Source organism: Kaistia soli DSM 19436, assembly GCF_900129325.1.
Taxonomy (GTDB): Bacteria; Pseudomonadota; Alphaproteobacteria; order Rhizobiales; family Kaistiaceae; genus Kaistia; species Kaistia soli.
Genome location: NZ_FQUP01000003.1, coordinates 658,951 through 677,613 on the forward strand (window position 1 = coordinate 658,951; position 18,663 = coordinate 677,613).

Annotated in this window: 17 protein-coding genes; 9 read left to right on the forward strand and 8 right to left on the reverse strand. The window is 65.9% G+C overall.

All coding sequences use genetic code 11. The annotated features are described in order from the left end of the window. Positions 1 to 6 precede the first annotated feature (6 nt). The 3 genes from folP to folK are packed head-to-tail and all read left to right on the forward strand — an operon-like array spanning position 7 to position 1,722. Entirely contained in the window at positions 7 to 879 is an 873-nt protein-coding gene (folP, locus tag BUB39_RS16475) for a dihydropteroate synthase (protein ID WP_073055379.1), read from the forward strand. Continuing rightward, on the forward strand, positions 861 to 1,232 hold the full coding sequence (gene folB / locus BUB39_RS16480; RefSeq protein WP_073055381.1) for a dihydroneopterin aldolase: 372 nt from the start codon (positions 861 to 863) through the stop codon (positions 1,230 to 1,232). Before folP ends, folB begins: the two co-directional genes overlap by 19 nt. After that, positions 1,225 to 1,722, forward strand: coding sequence for a 2-amino-4-hydroxy-6-hydroxymethyldihydropteridine diphosphokinase (gene folK / locus BUB39_RS16485; RefSeq protein WP_073055383.1), 498 nt, complete (start codon positions 1,225 to 1,227; stop codon positions 1,720 to 1,722). Before folB ends, folK begins: the two co-directional genes overlap by 8 nt. 42 nt (positions 1,723 to 1,764) lie before the next feature. Here folK and BUB39_RS16490 read toward each other — a convergent pair whose 3' ends face one another. Next, on the reverse strand, positions 1,765 to 3,297 hold the full coding sequence (locus BUB39_RS16490) for an acyl-CoA carboxylase subunit beta (protein ID WP_073055676.1): 1,533 nt from the start codon (positions 3,295 to 3,297) through the stop codon (positions 1,765 to 1,767). 178 nt (positions 3,298 to 3,475) lie between these two features. Here BUB39_RS16490 and BUB39_RS16495 point away from each other — a divergent pair, with 178 nt between their 5' ends. Beyond that, the gene (locus tag BUB39_RS16495) at positions 3,476 to 3,883 is read left to right on the forward strand and encodes a hypothetical protein (protein ID WP_139251503.1); all 408 of its coding nucleotides are present in this window, start codon (positions 3,476 to 3,478) and stop codon (positions 3,881 to 3,883) included. 27 nt (positions 3,884 to 3,910) lie between these two features. Here BUB39_RS16495 and BUB39_RS16500 read toward each other — a convergent pair whose 3' ends face one another. The 3 genes from BUB39_RS16500 to crcB are packed head-to-tail and all read right to left on the reverse strand — an operon-like array spanning position 3,911 to position 6,104. Further along, positions 3,911 to 4,684, reverse strand: a complete 774-nt coding sequence (locus BUB39_RS16500; protein ID WP_073055387.1) for an ATP12 family chaperone protein — start codon at positions 4,682 to 4,684, stop codon at positions 3,911 to 3,913. After that, the gene (locus BUB39_RS16505) at positions 4,681 to 5,682 is read right to left on the reverse strand and encodes an RluA family pseudouridine synthase (protein WP_073055390.1); all 1,002 of its coding nucleotides are present in this window, start codon (positions 5,680 to 5,682) and stop codon (positions 4,681 to 4,683) included. The genes BUB39_RS16500 and BUB39_RS16505 overlap by 4 nt, the downstream gene beginning before the upstream one ends. Positions 5,683 to 5,717: 35 nt before the next feature. Then, entirely contained in the window at positions 5,718 to 6,104 is a 387-nt protein-coding gene (crcB, locus tag BUB39_RS16510) for a fluoride efflux transporter CrcB (RefSeq protein WP_073055392.1), read from the reverse strand. A gap of 221 nt (positions 6,105 to 6,325) precedes the next feature. On the opposite strand from crcB, the gene BUB39_RS16515 reads away from it, so the two are divergent. Beyond that, entirely contained in the window at positions 6,326 to 7,480 is a 1,155-nt protein-coding gene (locus BUB39_RS16515; RefSeq protein WP_073055395.1) for a hypothetical protein, read from the forward strand. A 71-nt stretch (positions 7,481 to 7,551) separates the two neighbouring features. Next, positions 7,552 to 9,519, forward strand: coding sequence for a hypothetical protein (locus BUB39_RS16520; protein WP_073055397.1), 1,968 nt, complete (start codon positions 7,552 to 7,554; stop codon positions 9,517 to 9,519). Between the two features lie 27 nt (positions 9,520 to 9,546). Here BUB39_RS16520 and BUB39_RS16525 read toward each other — a convergent pair whose 3' ends face one another. Beyond that, entirely contained in the window at positions 9,547 to 10,182 is a 636-nt protein-coding gene (locus BUB39_RS16525) for an FMN-dependent NADH-azoreductase (RefSeq protein WP_073055399.1), read from the reverse strand. A 107-nt stretch (positions 10,183 to 10,289) separates the two neighbouring features. On the opposite strand from BUB39_RS16525, the gene BUB39_RS16530 reads away from it, so the two are divergent. After that, the gene (locus tag BUB39_RS16530) at positions 10,290 to 10,919 is read left to right on the forward strand and encodes a TetR/AcrR family transcriptional regulator (RefSeq protein WP_084527489.1); all 630 of its coding nucleotides are present in this window, start codon (positions 10,290 to 10,292) and stop codon (positions 10,917 to 10,919) included. A gap of 3 nt (positions 10,920 to 10,922) precedes the next feature. Here BUB39_RS16530 and cydC read toward each other — a convergent pair whose 3' ends face one another. Together cydC and cydD are read right to left on the reverse strand one after the other, a co-directional pair. Further along, positions 10,923 to 12,581, reverse strand: coding sequence for a thiol reductant ABC exporter subunit CydC (gene cydC, locus BUB39_RS16535; protein WP_073055401.1), 1,659 nt, complete (start codon positions 12,579 to 12,581; stop codon positions 10,923 to 10,925). Further along, positions 12,578 to 14,353 (reverse strand): thiol reductant ABC exporter subunit CydD, encoded by a 1,776-nt coding sequence (gene cydD / locus BUB39_RS16540; RefSeq protein ID WP_073055403.1) that lies wholly within the window; start codon positions 14,351 to 14,353, stop codon positions 12,578 to 12,580. The genes cydC and cydD overlap by 4 nt, the downstream gene beginning before the upstream one ends. Positions 14,354 to 14,581: 228 nt before the next feature. On the opposite strand from cydD, the gene BUB39_RS16545 reads away from it, so the two are divergent. After that, on the forward strand, positions 14,582 to 15,916 hold the full coding sequence (locus BUB39_RS16545) for a DUF1576 domain-containing protein (protein WP_073055680.1): 1,335 nt from the start codon (positions 14,582 to 14,584) through the stop codon (positions 15,914 to 15,916). Here BUB39_RS16545 and BUB39_RS16550 read toward each other — a convergent pair. Then, positions 15,873 to 16,847: an urea transporter gene (locus BUB39_RS16550; RefSeq protein ID WP_084527540.1), complete on the reverse strand. Its 975-nt coding sequence runs from the start codon at positions 16,845 to 16,847 to the stop codon at positions 15,873 to 15,875. The genes BUB39_RS16545 and BUB39_RS16550 overlap by 44 nt on opposite strands. A gap of 219 nt (positions 16,848 to 17,066) precedes the next feature. Here BUB39_RS16550 and BUB39_RS16555 point away from each other — a divergent pair, with 219 nt between their 5' ends. Continuing rightward, complete coding sequence (locus BUB39_RS16555) at positions 17,067 to 18,653, forward strand: cytochrome ubiquinol oxidase subunit I (protein WP_073055408.1); 1,587 nt, start codon at positions 17,067 to 17,069, stop codon at positions 18,651 to 18,653. Positions 18,654 to 18,663 lie beyond the last annotated feature (10 nt).

Sequence of the window (18,663 nt, forward strand, 5' to 3'; positions counted from 1 at the left end):
ATCACGATGGCTGGACAATCTGCGGTCTGCCTCGATCGCCTCGATCGGCGGGCGAGCGGCCGAACGCTGATCATGGGCGTCGTCAACGTGACGCCGGACAGCTTCTCCGACGGAGGCGACCACTTCGCGCTCGCGGCCGCCATCGCCGGCGGTAGACGACTCGCCTCGGAAGGCGCCGACATCCTCGACATCGGCGGCGAATCGACTCGCCCCGGGGCGACGCCCGTCGACGAGGCGACCGAACGCGCGCGCGTGCTTCCCGTGATCGAGGCGCTCGCTGGCAATGGCCCCTTGCTATCGATCGACACCTACAAGGCGAGCGTTGCGGACGCCGCCGTGCTCGCTGGCGTTCGGATCGTCAATGACGTTACCGGCCTCCGCCGCGATCCTGCTATCGCCAATGTCGCGGCAGCGCATGACGCCGCACTCGTCATCGGGCATTGGGAGCCGGACACGCGCCATGAGGCCTCTGCCCTGCTCGACGCGATATTGCGCTTCTTCGATGCATCGATCCGGATGGCGCGGGCCGCCGGTGTCGCCGACAGGCGGATGATTCTCGATCCGGGCATCGGCTTCGGGAAGAATACGACCGAGGAAAACGTCGCCGTTCTCGCCGGGCTGGACCGGCTGGTGGCGCTCGGCTATCCCGTGCTGGCCGGTGCGTCGCGCAAGCGCTTCATCGGCGCCTTGACGGGGCGCCAGCCCAAGGAACGGCTGGCGGGGTCGCTCGCCGCTCATATCCTCGCGGCAACGCGCGGCGCCTCGATCATTCGCGCGCATGACGTCGCGGCGCATCGCGAGGGGCTGGCGGTTGCCGACGCAATCCTCGCGGCGGACACCCCGAAGACGACCGGAGAACCATGGCCGACCGCATCCTGATCAGCGACCTGCGCTATTTCGCCTTCCACGGACTGCTGCCCGAGGAGACGACTCTCGGCCAGCGCTTTCGCATCGACCTAGCTTGCGAGCTCGATCTTTCTGAAGCGGGCACGACCGACGACATGACGAAGTCGGTGCATTACGGGCACCTGATCGCGACCGTCGAGCGGGTCGCCACCACGCGCCGCTTCAAGCTGATCGAGGCGCTGGCCGAGGCGATCGCGACCGAGCTCTTCGCCGATTTTGCACGGATCGAGGCGGTTTCTGTCACCGTCACCAAGCCGGAAGCCCCGGTCCCCTCGGCGACCGGCGTCGTCGCTGTGTCGATCGAGCGGAGGCGGTCCCGTGCCTGAGGCGTTTCTTGGGCTCGGCAGTAATCTCGGCGACCGGCATGCGCTTCTGCAAGCCGCAGTCGACGCGCTGGCGGCAGCAGACGGCGTCATCGTCCGTGCCGCCTCGCCGATCTACGAGACGCCGCCCTGGGGTCCGGTGCCGCAGGGGCCTTATCTCAACGCCTGTGTCGCGGTGGAAACCAGCCTGCCGGCGCGTGCGCTGCTCGATCTCGGCCTTTCCATCGAGCGCGAACATGGTCGCGAACGCGCCGTCAGGTGGGGGCCGCGCACGCTCGATATCGATCTTCTCGCCTATGGCGCGGCAGCGATCGACGAGCCGGGACTGGTGGTGCCACATCCGCGAATGACTGAGCGAGCCTTCGTTCTGGTACCGCTCGCCGATATTGCGCCCGAGCTTGCCTTCGCGGGCAAACCCATCGGCGCCTGGCTCGGCCTGCTCGACACAAGCACAATCGTCCCCCGCCACGATCTGCCGCCGTTGGTTGCGTGACGCTGCGACACGCTCCCGAAAAATGCCTGTTAAATCAATTAACTACAACGGAATGTTGTCGTGCTTCTTCCAGGGGTTCTCGAGGCTTTTGCCGCGCAGCAGGCGGAGCGCCGCCGCGATGCGGCGGCGGGTCGAGTGCGGCATGATCACCTCATCGATATAGCCACGCTCGGCCGCGACGAAGGGTGACAGGAAGCGATCCTCGTATTCCCTGGTCCGAGCAGCCAGCGCATCGGCATCGCCGTTCGTCGCGCGGAAGATGATCTCGACGGCGCCCTTCGCGCCCATCACCGCAATCTGCGCCGACGGCCACGCGTAATTGATGTCGCCGCGCAGGTGTTTCGAGGCCATGACGTCATAGGCTCCGCCATAGGCCTTGCGCGTGATGACCGTGATCTTCGGGACGGTCGCCTCGCCATAGGCGAAGAGCAGCTTGGCGCCATGCTTGATCAGGCCGCCATATTCCTGAGCCGTACCCGGCAGGAAGCCCGGCACGTCGACGAAGGTGACGAGGGGGATTGAGAAAGCGTCGCAGAAGCGTACGAAGCGTGCGGCCTTGCGCGACGCATCGCTATCGAGAACGCCGGCCAGGACCATCGGCTGGTTGGCGACGAAGCCCACCGTGCGCCCCTCGATACGGCCGAGCCCGGTCACGATATTCTTCGCGAACGCCGCCTGAATCTCGAAGAAGTCGGCCTCGTCGACGACCTTCAGAATCAATTCCTTGATGTCGTAGGGCTTGTTCGCGTTGTCGGGCACGAGCGTGTCGAGCGACATCTCGATGCGGTCGGCCGGATCGTCGGTCTCGATCTCGGGAAGCGGCGCCCGGTTGTTCATCGGCAGGAGATCGACGAGCCGGCGCATCGCGACAAGCGCTTCGACATCGTTGTCATAGGCGCCGTCGGCGATCGAGGAGCGCGTCGTATGCACGCTCGCCCCGCCGAGTTCCTCGGCCGTTACGGTCTCGTTGGTGACCGTCTTCACCACGTCGGGGCCGGTGACGAACATGTAGCTCGAATGGCGGACCATGAAGATGAAGTCGGTCATCGCCGGCGAATAGACGTCGCCGCCGGCGCAGGGGCCCATGATGACCGAGATCTGCGGGATGACGCCGGAAGCCAGCACGTTGCGCTGGAACACCTCGCCATAGCCGCCGAGCGCCGCGACTCCCTCCTGGATGCGCGCCCCGCCGGCATCGAACAGCCCGATGATCGGCGCGCCGTTCTTCAGCGCCATGTCCTGAAGCTTGGTGATCTTTTCGGCATGCGCCTCCGACAGCGAACCGCCGAAGACCGTGAAATCCTTGGCGAACACGAAGATCGGGCGACCGTTGACCGTTCCCCAGCCGGTGACGACGCCGTCGCCGGCGATCTTGGTCTTTTCCATGCCGAAATCGATCGCCCGGTGCTGGACGAACATGCCGAATTCCTCGAAGGAGCCTTCGTCGAGCAGGATTTCGATGCGCTCGCGTGCCGTCAGCTTCGACTTCGCATGCTGCGCGGCAATCCGCTTCTCGCCGCCGCCAAGCCGGGCGCCCGCCCGCCGTGCCTCCAGCTCTTCCAGGATATGCTTCACCGCATCCTCCACACTACTCGCGCTTCGAGACTTATCGCGCCGAACGCCGATGCGGAAGCCGGATCACGAAGGGGAAAACCCAGGCGGGAAACACGGAGGTCGGCTGCATCCTCCGCGATACGCCGCTATCCTCGCGAAAGGCGGCGATCCTGCCGCCTGTCACATGGGCAGGAAGTTCATGAAACCCTGGTTGATTTCGCGCGGCGCCATCGCGCTGATGGCACTCGTCGGCGGCGCGGGCCTTGCTTCGGCTGACCCGCTCGCCGGCATCTGGAATGGCCAATTCCAGCAGGTCGGCGAGGCCGGAACCTATCGCGTAACGCTCGATGCGTCCGGCGACGGCATCAAGGTCGACTATGCCGACCAATCCTGCGGTGGCACGCTCGAACCGGTCGGCGAGAAGGGCAATAGCAGCTTCTATATCGAGACGATCACCCGTGGCGGCATCGATCCTGCCACCGGCCATGGCTGCATCGGCGGCAATGTCACGCTGATCAAGGTTGGCGACACTTTCGTCTGGGGCTGGGTTGGCGAGCACAAGGGCAAGCCACTGGTGGCCTCGGCAACCCTTGAAAAGGCGAAATAGAGCCCGGCCCCTTATCCGCCTCCGATCTCAATCCCGTCCGAGCACCAGGGCGGCGGCCTGAAACTCGCGCCAGCGTGCCTCTCGACGCGCTGTCGCCTCGTCGTCCTCGCCCCACAGGCTGATCTCATAGTCCTCGTCGACATGGGCCGCTGCCCAGGCCTCGGCCGCGGTCAGGCGGCCGTGCAGCACGGCAAGCGTCAGGATGGCCGAACCAGTCAGCGTGTTGATGGTGCTGAGCGCGGCAAGCTCCAGGGCGTCGGGCGCGCCCAGCGCCTTGTCGACAGCCTCGATGGTCTCCGGAAACTGCGCGACATGGACGATGCCCTCGGCGAGCAGGAAGCGCGCGCCGAAGCGCTCATGCATCCAGTCGATCAACGGGTTCCAGGCGTCGTCCTGGAGCGCGACCAGCCGCTCTGGCGTGCCGGCGCGATAACAGAGAAGATCGGTGCCGGCGTAGTTCAGGATTTCCGCCCGGACCGCATCGGCATTCTGCGCGACGCCGTCGATCGCGGAGTTGGCCAGTCGCGTCACCGGCATGGTGGCGGGATCGATGACCGTGCCCTGAGCTGCCCATTCGGCGACGATCGCGGCGGCCACGCGTTGCTCGGCGACGGCCAACACCGCCTTGGCAGGCGTCTTCACCGGCCGCCCGTCGAGCTGGATCAGATAGGCACCATCAGCGCCACGCTCGTGTGCAGCGGCCTTATAGAACCGCTTAGGCAGCGCGCGGCCGCTCTCCGCTGATCGCATCGGGTCGCGCGGCTCGTGGCCCTCCGGGCCGATATCGAACGGATTGCTCATTCTTCGTCCGGCTCCGCCTCCCCGCCGAGATCGGTATCGAACCCAAGCAGGTTCCAGCTCTGCACCATATGCGGCGGCAAGGGCGCGGTGACATCGAGCGTGCCGCCCGCCGGATGCGGGATCACGATGCGGCGCGCATGCAGATGCAGCTTGTTCTGCAGGCCGCCCGGGAACGACCAGTTGGTGTCAGCCTCGAAATATTTGGGGTCGCCGATGATGGGATGGCCGATATGGGCAGCGTGCGCACGAAGCTGATGCGTGCGGCCGGTGACCGGGCGCATCGTCAGCCAAGCCAGCGCCGGGCCGGCATTGTCGACCACCGAATAGAGCGAGACGGCGTGGCTGGCGTCGTCGTCGCCATGGCGTGCCACCTTCATCTTCTCGCCGGTCGGTCCGCCATCCTTGGCGAGCCATGTCGAGACACGCCCCTGCGGCGGGCGCGGCACGCCCTTCACCAGCGCCCAGTAGATCTTGCGCGTCGCGCGCGCCCGGAAGCTGCCGGCAAGCTTCGAGGCGGCGAGACGGGTACGGGCAACGACCAAGACGCCGGTCGTCTCGCGGTCGAGGCGGTGGACGAGGCGCGGCTTCTGGCCCTTGGTATCGCGCAAAGCCTCGAGCATCGCGTCGACATGGGTCGAGAGGCCGGAACCGCCCTGCACGGCGAGACCTTGCGGCTTGTTGAAGACGAAGACGTGATCGTCTTCATAGAGGCACATGGCCATGAGTTCGTCGGCGGCGCTGCCGCGCGCGCCGGCAGGCCGGGCGACATGCGGGCTGCCGCCGGCGTCATCGACGCCCAGCGGCGGGATGCGGATGGTCTGGCCGGGATGGACGCGGTCATTGGTCTTGGCGCGGCCGCCATCGACGCGCACCTGGCCGGAGCGCAGCAGCTTCTGCAGATGGCCGAATGAAAGGCCGGGATAGTGATCCTTGAACCAGCGATCGAGGCGCATGTCGGCCTCGTCTGGTGCCACTGTCTTGGTGACGACGGTCGCCATGATCGGGGATGTCCTTCTTCTGAAGGCGCCTCATATCATCCGGCAAGCCCTCTGACGAGCGCAAGCCCGCCGGCAAGACCGGCAAGGCCGAGCACGAGCGAACCGCCGACATAGAGGACTGCCGCCATCGGGGCGCCACGCTCCCATAGATAGATGGCGTCGAGGGAGAAAGTGGAAAAGGTGGTGAAGCCGCCGAGCACGCCGGTCGTCAGGAAAATCCGCAGTTCCTGCGTGCCGGCCGGCCCCGGCCTCAGGACAAACCAGGCCGCGATGACGCCCATCAGGAACGAGCCGAGGATATTGATGGCCATGGTCGCCCACGGAAAATCGAAACTGAACAAGCGGGTCGCCTGAACACCGATCGCATAGCGAATGACGCCGCCGATACCGGCGCCGATAAAGACAAGGGCTGCGAGAAGCATGCGAGATTTCCGGGAGCAACAGGAAGGCTGGCGTCCATCATAGGATGGAAGCCGCGTTCTGAAAGGGCTGCGGGACGTGACATGATGAACAGAGCCTGCACCACGCCTTGAGGAGTTGTGGGCGCTGTTCTTGCTCTCGCCATGAACTTGTTTACAAAATGCCGGCCGGACGTGCATCGGCGGCGTTGCCGGCGCCAAGAAACCGTTCCCTGGAGGACATAATGAGAGTCTCGAATTCAGGCCGAGCCGCCGCACGCGGCCTGGTGCTCGTCTCAGCCCTTCTGATGGCGACCACGGCTTTCGCCGCTTCGGATGCCAAGAAGGTTGCCGACGACATCGTCGCAGCCGCGCAGGCCAAGGGCGGCGCCAAGGCGAGCTACGGCTCGGCTACCGCAAGCGGCGAGATCATCACCATCACGGATTTCAAGGTCACTTCGCCGAAGGATGGCGAGGTCACCATTCCTTCGCTCGTCGTTACCTCGCCCACCGACCGTCAGCCCGGCGGCTTCTCGGCGACGTCGATCGCTTTTGACGGCGGCCAGTTCATCAAGGGCGACAACACCGCAAAATGGACGACGGGCATCGTCAACGACGCGATCGTGCCGGCACCGTCCGAGATCGATTCGAAAGCCAAGATCACGCCCTTCACGCATTTCGGCATCGGCGCGATCTCGGCGACGAACAAGAAAGACCAGCCCGAGCCGGTCACGATCGACAATGTCTCGATGGACCTCGCCAATGTCGTCGACGGCACGGCGAACGACGTCAAGCTGCAGATCAGCGGCATCGCGATTCCGCAGGCCGTGATCGCTACCGAAGCGCAGGCCAAGGCGACACTCGACCAGCTCGGCTATACGAGCCTCCTGCTCAACGTGAATATCGAGGGCGGCTACGATCAGGCCAAGGAAACGGCGACGATCCGCGAGATCGAGATCGACGGCAAGGACATGGGCAAGCTGACGATCACCGGCAGCTTCGGCGGGCTGACGCGCGACAAGCTGCAAAGCTCGGACGCCGTCAAGAACGTCGCATCGACCGCGACGCTCGAGAATGCCTCGGTCCGCTTCGAAAATGCCGGCATCGCCGAGAAGATTCTCGATATGCAGGCGAAGTCGATGGGCACTACTCGCGACAGCCTCGCGCTGATGCTCCCCGCCGCGCTGCCGCTCGCCTTCGGCCAGCTCAACATCACGGACGAAGCGTTCCAGAAGCAGACCGTCGATGCGGTGACGGCCTTCCTGAAGGATCCGAAGTCGTTCACGGTCAAGCTGAACCCGCCGACACCTGTGCCGCTCGAGTCGCTCGGCCATCAGGCGATGTCGTCGCCGTCGTCGATCCCGGGCCTTCTGGCGATCGACGTCCAGGCCAACAACTGACCGCATCGCGCCCCGGCCTCGGCCGGGGCGTCCTGCCTCCCCTGCACAACTGAGCGAAAGAGCGCCGACCCATGCCCGGCACGACCCTCCGCAAACGCATTGTAGCCGTCTGCTTCGGCACGGCGCTGCTTGTTTCCGTCTCGCCGGCCTCGGCGGCGGAGCCGGTGGAGACGGCGATCCGAAGCTGGATCTCGGCGCTCGACGCCTCGCCGAACTGGGTCGCCGGCTTCGATACGCTGACCTATGACGACGCATCGCGCACAGCGACGCTGAAGAATCTCTCGATCCGCAGCGAGACGCTGTCGACCAAGATCGAGGTGTCGTTCGGCACCATCGCCATTACGGGTTACGGCGATACCTCCGATGGCGGCTTCACGGTCGTCGCGCTCAAGGCCGACGACAGCCGCGTGGTCGTCGGGACTGTCAGTGACACCAAGCTGAAAACCATCACCGCGGACAGCGTGACGGTGCCGAGCTTTGCGAGCTACGCCTTCGACCCGCAGAAGATGTTCACCTCGATCGTCAAGGCCTACGCCATCGTGGCGCAGACATCGATCAGTTCGTTGAAGATCGACGGCGTCGATTCCAGTCAGATGTTCGAGGGCCAGACCTCGCATGCGACCTATGGCGGGTTCGAGCTGGCCAACATGTCGAAAGGCGTCATCGAGCGGATGACGATGGGCCCGTTCAAACAGGAATCGCCCTCGCCGGACGGCCTGCTGACCATGCGCGCCGACAAGCTCGAAGCGCTGAAGGTCGATCTCAACGCGGTCGTCGACGTGTTCGACGCCGAGCGCTATGTCAGCGGCGTCGGTGACCGGACCTGGCGGACCGCCGTCGCGCTCGAGACCTATACGAATTTCTCGATGGAGATACCCGGCGGGCAGTTCCGCGTGGGATCGATCGAGATGGAGAAGCTCAATCTCCGGCAGCCGCCGCAGAGCTTCTCATCGTTCTTCGACGAACTGCTGGCCAACCCCAACATGGATGAGACGGCGCTCGGCAAGCTGACGGCGGATTATCTGCCCCAGATCTTCTATGCCTTCGGGATTGGCGCCTTCCGCTTCACCGATCTCGACGTGATGGCGCCGGATGTGCAGCGCTTTCATCTCGGTGATTTCCACCTGACGGACTTCTCGAGCGACGGTCTCGGCGAGTTCGGCATCGGCGATCTCGACGTCGCCGCCGACAAGACCTCGATCGGTGCCGAGCGGCTCGCCTTCGGCGGCATGACGTTCCCGTCGATCGACCGCATTTCCGCAGCGATCCGTGCCGGCCAGTCCGGGATCGAAGCCGATCCGCTATCGCTCGCCCCGACCCTCGGCTTCGGCGAGGCGATCAATGTCAGCGTGGTGCAGGATGGCAAGACGATCGGCGCGCTCGATCGCGGCCGGCTCGATCTTTCGAGCTATGTCGGCCCGGTGCCGACAGCGGTCGGGCTCGACATGCGCGGCATCAATCTCGACCTATCGCAGGTGACCGACCCGAAGGCCCGTGAGATGATCGCAGGCCTCGGCTATGATCGGCTGCTGGCTGATTACGGCTTCAAGCTCAACTGGCGCGAGGCCGACGAGAGCCTGTCGCTCAGCGATTTCCGCCTGACGATCAAGGATGTCGGCTCGTTGGTTGCCGATGTCATGCTGACCGGCCTCAAGCGCTCGACCATCGAGGATCCGCGGACGCTCGAAAGCGCACTGCCGAGCCTCCTGTTCTCACGTGGCAAGGTCGTCGTGAAGGACAGTTCGGTGGTCGACCGCGTGGTCGCCATGGAAGCCAAGAAGAAGAACCAGACGCCGGAGAAATTCCGCGAGGATCTCGCGGGCGCCATGCCGTTCACGCTGATGCTGGTGCTGAAGAACCCCGGCTTCCAGGCGAAGCTTGCACCGGCACTGCAGGCCTTTATCCGCACGCCGGGCACTATGACGCTGACGGCCGCGCCGGCAACCCCGGTGCCGCTGCTCGCCATCATCGCCGCCGCACAGGAAGATCCGCGCAAGCTGCCGGATCTCCTGTCGGTGGACGTCAAGACGGGCGAATAAGCCGCCCGTCCCTCTTCGCAACGGGCGTCAGGCCGCGACGCGGCCTGCTATGGCGCGGGCTGCCGCTTCGGCGCGGGTACCGGCTTCGGTCACGCCCTGCGCGGCGCGATCCGGGCCCAGCGCCTGACCTTCGACGTGGATGATCTCGACATCGGTCATGCCGAGGAAGCCGAGCATGAAGCGGATCCAGGGCTGCTGGTAGTCATGGATCTTCATCGGGCCGTCGGAATAGATGCCGCCCTTCGCCTCGACGACCACTACCCGCTTGCCCTTGACCAGGCCCTCGGGACCGTTCTCGCCGTAGCGGAACGTGCGGCCACCGCGGGCGATGAAATCGAACCAGCTCTTCAGCGTCGACGTCACGGTGAAATTGATCATCGCCGAAGCGATGACGATCACATCGGCTGCAAGCACTTCATCGACGAGCTGATCGGAGAGTGCGAGAAGGCGCGCCTGCTCGGGTGTGTGAGTCTCGGCCGGACCGAAGACGGCGCCGAGAAAATTCCCGTCAAGATGCGGCAGCGGATCGGCGGCGAGGTCCCGCTTCGTGACGGTCGCGGTCGGGTCTTCGGCCTGGATGCCGGCGATCAGCAGCTCAGCGACCTTCGAAGATTGCGAAGCGGCGCCGCGCGGGCTGGAAGAAACGAAAAGAATGTTGGTCATGGCGGTTCCCTTCACTATCTTGGGTGCGGATGACCTCATCCGGCCAAGATTGATACTGTTCGGTAACATGATCAAATGTTACCGTTGAGTAACAGGAATTCAACCCCGTGACCGCGCCACATTCTGAACAGTCTGTTCACCGATCCGCCGCCGGCGCGCTGCCGCCGCGGCAGCGCATCCTCGTGGCCGCGCGCGAACTCTTCTATCGGCATGGCGTGCAGGGCGTCGGCGTCGAGGCAATCGCGGAGGCCGCCGGGACCAACAAGATGACGCTCTACCGGCACTTCGAATCGAAGGACCTGCTGGTGGCGGAATATCTGCGCGGTCTCGCCTGCGATACGGTGCGTGTTTGGGACGATCTTGCGGCGCTCCATCCCGACGATGCGCTCGCGCAGATCCGCTCCTGGATCGATCTTGTCGGCGGTCACGGCGATTGCCATGACGCGAGCGGCTGCGCTCTCGTGAACGCTGCCATTCAGATCAGCGATCCCGAGCATCCCGGACGCAAAGTCGTTGAAGGGGCGGTACGGACACATCGCGAAAGGCTGACTGCGCTCTGTTGCGCGTCAGGCCTCAGCAAGCCCGAGCAACTCGCCGACCAGCTGTTCCTGCTGGTCGAGGGAGCGCGGGCTTCCTATCGCAGCGTCGGACCAAACGGACCCGGTGCGGGCCTCTGCACGCTGGCAGCCGCGCTGATCGATTCGCACCGCGTCACCGATCGCGCCGAGGCCGGCTGACCTTCAGCGCCGTTCCGTCTCGACCAGACGGCCATCCTCGAACCGCACGACGCGATCGACGGCTGCGCGCGGCAGCGCTGCATGAGTCGCGACGACGAGCGTTCGCCCCTCGGTCGCCGTCAGCAGATCCCCGAGAAATTCAGCCTCCGTCGCGCCATCGAGCCCAGCTGTCGGCTCGTCGAGGAGAATCAGCCTTGCCGGCGAAAGCAGCGTCCGCGCCAGGCAGAGGCGCCGCGCCTGTCCGGCCGAGAGCGTGGCGCCGGACTCGCCAAGCCAGGTGTCGAGCCCCTGTGGCAGGCCACGGACGAATTCGGCGAGCCGTGCATTGCCAAGGGCTGTATAGAGCGTCGCGTCATCGGCGAAGGGCGAGCCGATCCTAAGGTTGTCGCGCACGGTGCCGATGAAAACCGGCGCGTCCTGTGTGAGCAGCGCGATGTGGTCGTGGAGGTCGGCGAGCGTGGCGTCGCGAATATCGATGCCGCCAAAGCGGATCGCGCCAGCGTTGACGTCGTCGAGCCGCGTGATCAGGCCGAGCAATGTCGACTTGCCTGAGCCGCTGGCGCCGAGAATGGCGATCCGCTCGCCCGGTTGCGCCGTGAACGAGACGTCCGTCAGCACCGGCCGGTCGATGCCATAGCCGTAGCTGACGTGATCGATGACGAGAGGCCCCTCGCCCGGCAGCCGCGCGGGCGCGAGAGGATCGCGGATCAACGGCCGGGTCGTAACGATTTCCGACACGCGGCGGGATGCCGCCAGCGCCGAGCCGATACGCCCGGCGCCACGGAGGATCGGCCCGGTGACCTCGAAAAGCCCGAGAATGGCGAGGAGGACGCCCGTCAGTATTGGACCGCTGATCCTGTCGGACGCCAACGCCTCCAGCCCGAGCCAGAGCGTCGCCGCCATTGTGAGACCGGCGCCGAGCTGAGCGAGCGCCGGACCAAGCGCCACACGCCGCGCCTCCGCGAGCCGGGCGACGCGCAGTTGGGCGGCGGCGGCGTTGAAGCGTTCCATGCCGGCCTCCGTTGCGCCGAGCGCAACGAGGTCGCCATGGCCATCGATGCCATCGAGCGCGGCGACCCGCAGGTCGGAAGACGCCGAGACGGTGGCCGCTCCGATGCGCCGCCCGCCGAGGACGAGCGCCAGCGGAACCGCGAGCGCCGTCAGCGCGAAGCCGGCAACGCCGACCGGAACGGCTTCGGGCAAGGTCAGCCACAGCATCAGGGCAAGGCCAGCTGCCGCGGTACAGGCGGTCAAAAGCGGCAGGACCGCCTGCAGCATCACCATATCGAGTGCTTCGATGTCGGCTGTCAGCCGCGCCACGAAGTCGCCCGTGCGTCCGGCGACACCCTTCATCGGCACAAGCGGGATCAAACGGGCGAACAGCGTGCTGCGCAGTTCGGAAAGCATGGCAAGCGTGACGGCGTGGCCCGTCATGCGCTCGCCGTAGCGCGCGCCGATTCGCAGGAAGGAAAGGCCCCGCACGGCCGAGGATGGCGCGAAAAGCTCGAAGGCCACGGCGGTGCCGGCGAGGGCCGCGCCCGTCAGGAACCAGCCGGAGACGCCGAGCAGGCCCGCGCCGGCGGCCAGCGTCAGAACCGAGAGGGCGAGCGCCAGCAGAAACCCGGGGGCTCGGCGGAGGATGAGCGGCCACAGCAGCTTCACGGCAGATCTCCCCGCTCGCGCCGGGCGGACGCGACGCCCACGGGACGATGCGGCACTGGCAGAAGCCGGCCGCCGGCGATCCTGTAGATCCGGTCCATGCTCCGGGCGACGGCCTCGGAATGGGTGACGACCACGAGTGTGCGACCCTCCGCGAAAGCGAGGATCGCATCGATGATGCGCGCCTCCGTCACGGCATCGAGATGAGCGGTGGGTTCATCCAGCAGGATGAGACCGGGATCACGCAGGAAGATGCGGGCAAGCGCCACACGATGCGCCTCGCCGCCTGAAACGCCCCTGCCCCGCTCGCCCATCGCCGTCTCAAGCCCGTCGGGCGTCCGGTCGGCGAAGTCCCCCACGAGCGCCCGATCGGCGGCAAGGCTCACCTCGCTGTCGGTGGCGTCCCGTCGCGCCAGTCGGATATTGTCGGCAATCGTGCCGTGGAACAGCCTTGGCCGTTGGCCGAGCAGCGCGACCTCGCGGCGCAGCGAACCCTCGTCGATCTCGCCGAGCGGTACGCCGCCGATCGAGATGGAGCCTTCGAAACTGCGCAGCCGCGCCATCGCCTCGATCAGGCTCGACTTGCCGATGCCGCTCGGGCCCAAGATCGCGATGCGGGCGCCGGCCAGGATATCGAGATCGACATCATCGAGAATGACGCCACGACCGGCGGCGTGAAGCGTCAGACGGCGGATCGTGACCGGAAGCGCCCCCGTCGGAAGCGATTTCGTGGGTGCCGCGCTCGCCGCAACGTCCTCAGGAGTATCGATCAGCGCCGCGAAATCCGCGACGGCCGCCTTGGCGGCTGCGCGATCATGATAATGGGCCGCGAGTGTCCGCAGCGGCATATAGACCTCGGGCGCCATCAAGAGGCAGAAGAGACCCGCCTGCAAGCCGAGCGTGGAGCCACGCAGGTCGATGAAGCCGACATAGGTCAGCCCGACATAGAGCGCGACGCCGGCGACGCCGATCGCCGCGAAGAATTCGAGAACCGCCGATGAAAGAAAGGCGATGCGCAGTACCTGGAGCGTCCGCTTCGCAACATCGTCACTCGCCGCCTTGACCCGCGCCACCTCGTCCTCGGCACGCCCGAAGAGCTTCAGCACCAGAATGCCGCGGAGCCGATCGGCAAAAAGACCCGAAAGACGGGTCATCGCGGTCATGTGCCGGCGGCTCGCCGCTTCGGCGCCCCAGCCGACCAGCGCCATGAAGAGCGGGATCAGCGGCGCCGTGACCAGAAAGAGCGCTCCGACCACGATGTCGACCGGCATCAGGCCGATGGCGAAAGCGAGCGGCAGGACAGCCGCGGCGATCATCGCCGGCAGGAAGCGCGCGAAATAGCCATCGAGCGCCTCGACGCCATCGACGAGTTGGCTCGCCAGCACGCCTGAGGATCGCTCGCGCAGCCATTCCGGGCTCCTCGCCATGATCGACGCCTGCAGGCTCTCGCGGATGGCGCGTTTAACGTCCTCCGAGGCCCGGCTGCCGAGGCGCTCGCCGAGTAGAGCGAGGCCGGCGCGGGCGCAGATGATGGCCACGAGCTGCAACACCTGTCCGATCTTGTCGGCAGGCGGAACATTGCCGACCAGCGCCCGGTCGATGATGGTTGCGAGCGTGAAGGCCTGCGCCACGGTGAACAGCCCGGCGACCAGGGGTACGGCGATCGCGACACGCAGCCAAAGCCCGCCCGCCCGCCGTTGCGCCTTCAGCCACGCCATCTCCGCCGCGCCGAGCCGCGTTGCCGCGCTTGCTGGATCGTGTTCGATCGTGCTCATGGCGCACCGGTCTCCATCACCCGCGAGCATGAAGGACCACGCGGGGGTCAGCAACGCGGCCTGAGGTAGCAGCCGGGCGGGCATTGCACTTTGTTGTCTGCACGCGCGCCGCATCCATGACATCCAGGCGGACCCATGCACGGCCGGTTGCGTGACCCGCCGCCGACGTGGATCAATGCGGCGGCGCGCACGAGGCATGGCGGGCAGGACGATACGGGAGACGGCGAGATGAGCGGTACTGGGGTTCGCCCTGCGACGGCGGCTGAAGGTCCGGCAGCGGCCGAGGATGGCCGCGTCCTTTTGGTCGTTGCGGCGATCGCCGCAGCATTCCTCCTGTTCGGCCTCATCGCTGACCGGCCCGGCGTGATCGCCACCGGCCTCTTCAAGATCCTGCTCGCGCGCGACACGCTGATCACGGACTATATTGGCGTCGGCGGCATGGGCGCCGCTTTCGTCAATGCCAGCCTGCTGACCTTGATCGGATGCCTGATCTACCGGATCGCGGGCGCCAAGATGACCGGCGGCGCCGTCGCCGCGCTGCTCTTGACGCTCGGCTTCGGGCTTTTCGGCAAGAACCTCCTGAATGTCTGGCCGATTATCGGCGGCGTCTGGCTCTATTGCCGGGTCAAGGGCGAGCGGTTCGCCGCCCATGCCAATACCGCCTTCTTCGGCTGCGCGCTGGCGCCGATCTTCTCCGAGATCCTGTTCTCGACGACACTGCCCTTCACGGTGACGCTGCCGCTCGGCCTCGCCACCGGGCTCGTCATGGGTTTCGTGCTGGTGCCGGTCGCCGCACAGCTGTTCAAGGCGCATATGGGCTTCAGCCTCTACAATATGGGCTTCGCGGCTGGCGTTCTCGGCACGCTGGTGGTCGCGCTCTATCGGTCCTATGGCTTCGTGCCGGCCCCCGTCTTCATCTGGACGAGCGGCAACAATCTCTGGCTCGGCGTGTTCCTGTTCTTGATTTTCGCCGGGCTGGCGGCGGCAGGTTTCGCGATGGATCGCGGCGCGCTCGGTGGTGTCCGGACGATCCTGGCGATGACGGGCCAGGCGCCGACCGACTTCATCGGCGCCGCGGGCCTTGGCGCGACGCTCGTCAATATGGGCGCGTCGGGCGCGCTCGGCACGGCCTATCTCCTCGTTGTCGGCGGGGATCTCAACGGCCCGACGATCGGCGCCATCATGACCATTGTCGGTTTCGCGGCCGCGGGAAAGCACCCTGGCAATATCTGGCCGGTGATGCTCGGCGTGTTCATCGGAACGCTCGCCAAGCCGTGGAACGCGGATATGCCGTCGCTTCAACTCGCCGCTCTGTTTGGCACGACGCTGGCGCCGATCGCCGGCCGCTTCGGCTGGCCTTGGGGCATCGTCGCCGGCTTCCTGCATTCCTCGGCGGCACTCGCCGTCGGCGACCTGCATGGAGGCCTTGTGCTTTACAACAACGGCTTCGCGGCTGGCCTCGTCGCCTCGGTGCTCGCGCCGATCATCATCGCGTTTCGGCGCGAGAAGCCTGATGCGGCTAATGCTTCTCCGCCGGCCACGCCATCAGGAACAGCCAGGTGATCAGCACGAAAGGCATGGTCAGCGCCGGCAAGGCAACGGGCGCGAGTGCAGCGTTCAGCGCGACTTGGGCAATGACCGTGACGATGGTGGCGAAAGCGGCATAGCTGAGGTTGCGTGGCGCAGGTCTTGCGAACACGCAACCGAGCGCGACCGCAGTCAGCACGGGGCTGAAGCCGAGCAGGCCACCGGTGACGAGTTCGCTTTCGGCGCCGGCCAGATGCGCGACGATCACCGCGATCAAGGCGCCGGCCACCGCAAGCAACGCAGCAGGGATCGACGAGACAGCCAGGCCGGCCAGGAACAGCAGTGCCGCGACGAGGCTGTCCTTGAGGAAAACCTGGCTGATGCTCAGCGCAACTCCGCTGACGAAGTCGACGACGTGCAGCGGATCGGTCGCAACCATGACGGCCGGTGCCGTAACCGCGCCCGCGGGCAGGCCGGCGCCTGACACGCCGGCGAAGCCATGACTCGCGAGCAGGAAAAGCCAGCTGGTTGCGACGAAGGGGAATGTCAGGCCCGGAATGCCGTGCCCCGCCAGCCAACGCTGGGTCGCCAGCGTCGCGATGACGGACATGGCCGCGCCGAGGACCACGAAGACGACCAGCATCGGCCCCGGCGTCAGGAAGGTCGCCAGCGCGAGGCCCGTCAGCACGCCATTGAAGCCATAAAGGCCGGCTCGCCAGGCTGTCCTGTCGACGCCGACGACGAGTGCCGTGCCGGTCGACACGACAAGCGCGAGGACGCCGCAGATCGCAACAAAGGGCTGGCCCGTCGAGACTGCGCCCCAGATGATCGCGAGCAGGAAGAACAGCCCGGTCAGGGGATTGTCCTGAAACATCACCTGGCCAAGCCCGCGTAGCGCGACGTCGACGAACCTGACCAATGGCGAGGCCGCTGCCGCGCGCTCGAACGCCTCGAGAAGGCTCGCCATCTCCGTCATCCCCCCGTTTCCGACGCAGTCTGCAGCTGAACTTGCGGTTCGCCGGCTCCCCTTGCAAGCGCCGCGAGCTGACGACCGGGCTGCGACACGTCGTCCGCGCGCGCGCTATCGGCGCTCTGGCGCTGCGACATCCGCGCCAGGCTTGATTCTGATCAAGATCGCCTGATGAAACGCGTGTCAGCGTCGATCATCACGTTTCGAGGATCGCCCATGTTCGACATCGACGTCGTCACGCTGTCACGGCTGCAATTCGCCGCCACGGCCATGTACCACTTCCTGTTCGTTCCCCTGACGCTCGGGCTGTCGTTCCTGATCGCCATCATGGAGAGCGTCTATGTCATGACGGGGCGCGACATCTGGCGACGGATGACGCTGTTCTGGGGAACGCTGTTCGGCATCAACTTCGCCATGGGCGTCGCCACGGGCGTCGTCATGGAATTCCAGTTCGGCATGAACTGGTCCTACTACAGTCACTATGTCGGCGACATTTTCGGCGCGCCGCTGGCGATCGAGGGCCTCATGGCCTTCTTCCTCGAGGCGACCTTCATCGGCATGTTCTTCTTCGGCTGGGATCGCCTGCCGAAAGTCGGACATCTCGCGGTCACCTGGCTGGTTGCCTTCGGCGCCAACTTCTCAGCGCTCTGGATCCTCATCGCCAATGGCTGGATGCAGAACCCCGTCGGCGGCGTGTTCAATCCGGACACGATGCGGATGGAGATCAGCGACTTCATGGCCGTGATCTTCAATCCGGTCGCGCAAGCGAAGTTCGTCCACACGGTCAGCGCCGGCTACGTCGCAGGCTCGGTCTTCGTGATCGCGGTCAGCGCATGGTTCCTGCTGCGGGGCCGGCATATCGAATTCGCCAAACGCTCCATGGCAGTCGCCGCCAGCTTCGGCCTCGCCGCGTCGCTCTCCGTCGTCGTGCTCGGCGATGAGAGCGGCTATCTCGCGACCGAGAACCAGAAGATGAAGGTCGCGGCGATGGAGGCCATGTGGCACACCGAGCCCGCGCCCGCCGCAATCAACCTCATCGCCTTCCCCGACATGGCGAAGCAAGACAACAGCTTCTCCATCTCAATCCCCTATCTGCTCGGCATCATCGGCACGCGCTCGCTGAGCCAGGAACTGCCGGGCATCGTCAACCTCGTCGACAATGCCAAGGTCAAGATCCGCAACGGCATCACGGCCTATACCGCGCTGCAGAAGATCCGCGCCGACAAGAACGACGCCGTGGCGCGCGCCACCTTCAGCGAGACCTGGAAGGACCTCGGCTATGGCCTGCTTCTCAAGCTGCATCGTCCTGACATCGAGAACGCAACCGAGGCCGACATCACGGCGGCGGCCAACGAAACCATTCCGGACGTGCCCGTGCTGTTCTGGGCCTTCCGCATCATGGTCGGACTCGGCTTCTACCTGATCGGATTCTTCGTCGTCGCTTTCTGGACGGCGTCCAGGCATCGCCTCGGAGACAAGCGCTGGATGCTGTGGGTGGCGCTGCTCAGCCTGCCGCTGCCCTGGGTCGCGATCGAGGTCGGCTGGATCGTCGCCGAGTTCGGCCGCCAGCCCTGGATCATCGAAGGCGTGCTGCCGACCTTCTACGCCGCCTCCGGCCTCACCCTCGTCGACCTCTCGATCAGCCTGGCGATCTTCCTGGTCCTCTACACCAGCCTCGCCATCGTCGAGGTCTACCTGATGGTCCACGCGATCAAGAAGGGACCTTCGTCGGCCGAGCCGGTGGAGCCGCAGGGCGGCACCATCCTTCCCGAAGCGGCATTCGCCGGTCCGCAGCAGCACTAGTGGAGCACAG

Coding starts and splice junctions, on each gene's coding strand:
- folB (WP_073055381.1), top strand. CDS start 861: ATGGCCGACCGCATCCTGATCAGCGACCTGCGCTATTTCGCCTTCCAC.
- BUB39_RS16500 (WP_073055387.1), bottom strand. CDS start 4,684: ATGAGCAATCCGTTCGATATCGGCCCGGAGGGCCACGAGCCGCGCGAC.
- BUB39_RS16545 (WP_073055680.1), top strand. CDS start 14,582: ATGAGCGGTACTGGGGTTCGCCCTGCGACGGCGGCTGAAGGTCCGGCA.
- BUB39_RS16505 (WP_073055390.1), bottom strand. CDS start 5,682: ATGGCGACCGTCGTCACCAAGACAGTGGCACCAGACGAGGCCGACATG.
- cydD (WP_073055403.1), bottom strand. CDS start 14,353: ATGAGCACGATCGAACACGATCCAGCAAGCGCGGCAACGCGGCTCGGC.
- folP (WP_073055379.1), top strand. CDS start 7: ATGGCTGGACAATCTGCGGTCTGCCTCGATCGCCTCGATCGGCGGGCG.
- BUB39_RS16495 (WP_139251503.1), top strand. CDS start 3,476: ATGAAACCCTGGTTGATTTCGCGCGGCGCCATCGCGCTGATGGCACTC.
- BUB39_RS16550 (WP_084527540.1), bottom strand. CDS start 16,847: ATGGCGAGCCTTCTCGAGGCGTTCGAGCGCGCGGCAGCGGCCTCGCCA.
- BUB39_RS16525 (WP_073055399.1), bottom strand. CDS start 10,182: ATGACCAACATTCTTTTCGTTTCTTCCAGCCCGCGCGGCGCCGCTTCG.
- BUB39_RS16555 (WP_073055408.1), top strand. CDS start 17,067: ATGTTCGACATCGACGTCGTCACGCTGTCACGGCTGCAATTCGCCGCC.
- BUB39_RS16515 (WP_073055395.1), top strand. CDS start 6,326: ATGAGAGTCTCGAATTCAGGCCGAGCCGCCGCACGCGGCCTGGTGCTC.
- crcB (WP_073055392.1), bottom strand. CDS start 6,104: ATGCTTCTCGCAGCCCTTGTCTTTATCGGCGCCGGTATCGGCGGCGTC.
- BUB39_RS16520 (WP_073055397.1), top strand. CDS start 7,552: ATGCCCGGCACGACCCTCCGCAAACGCATTGTAGCCGTCTGCTTCGGC.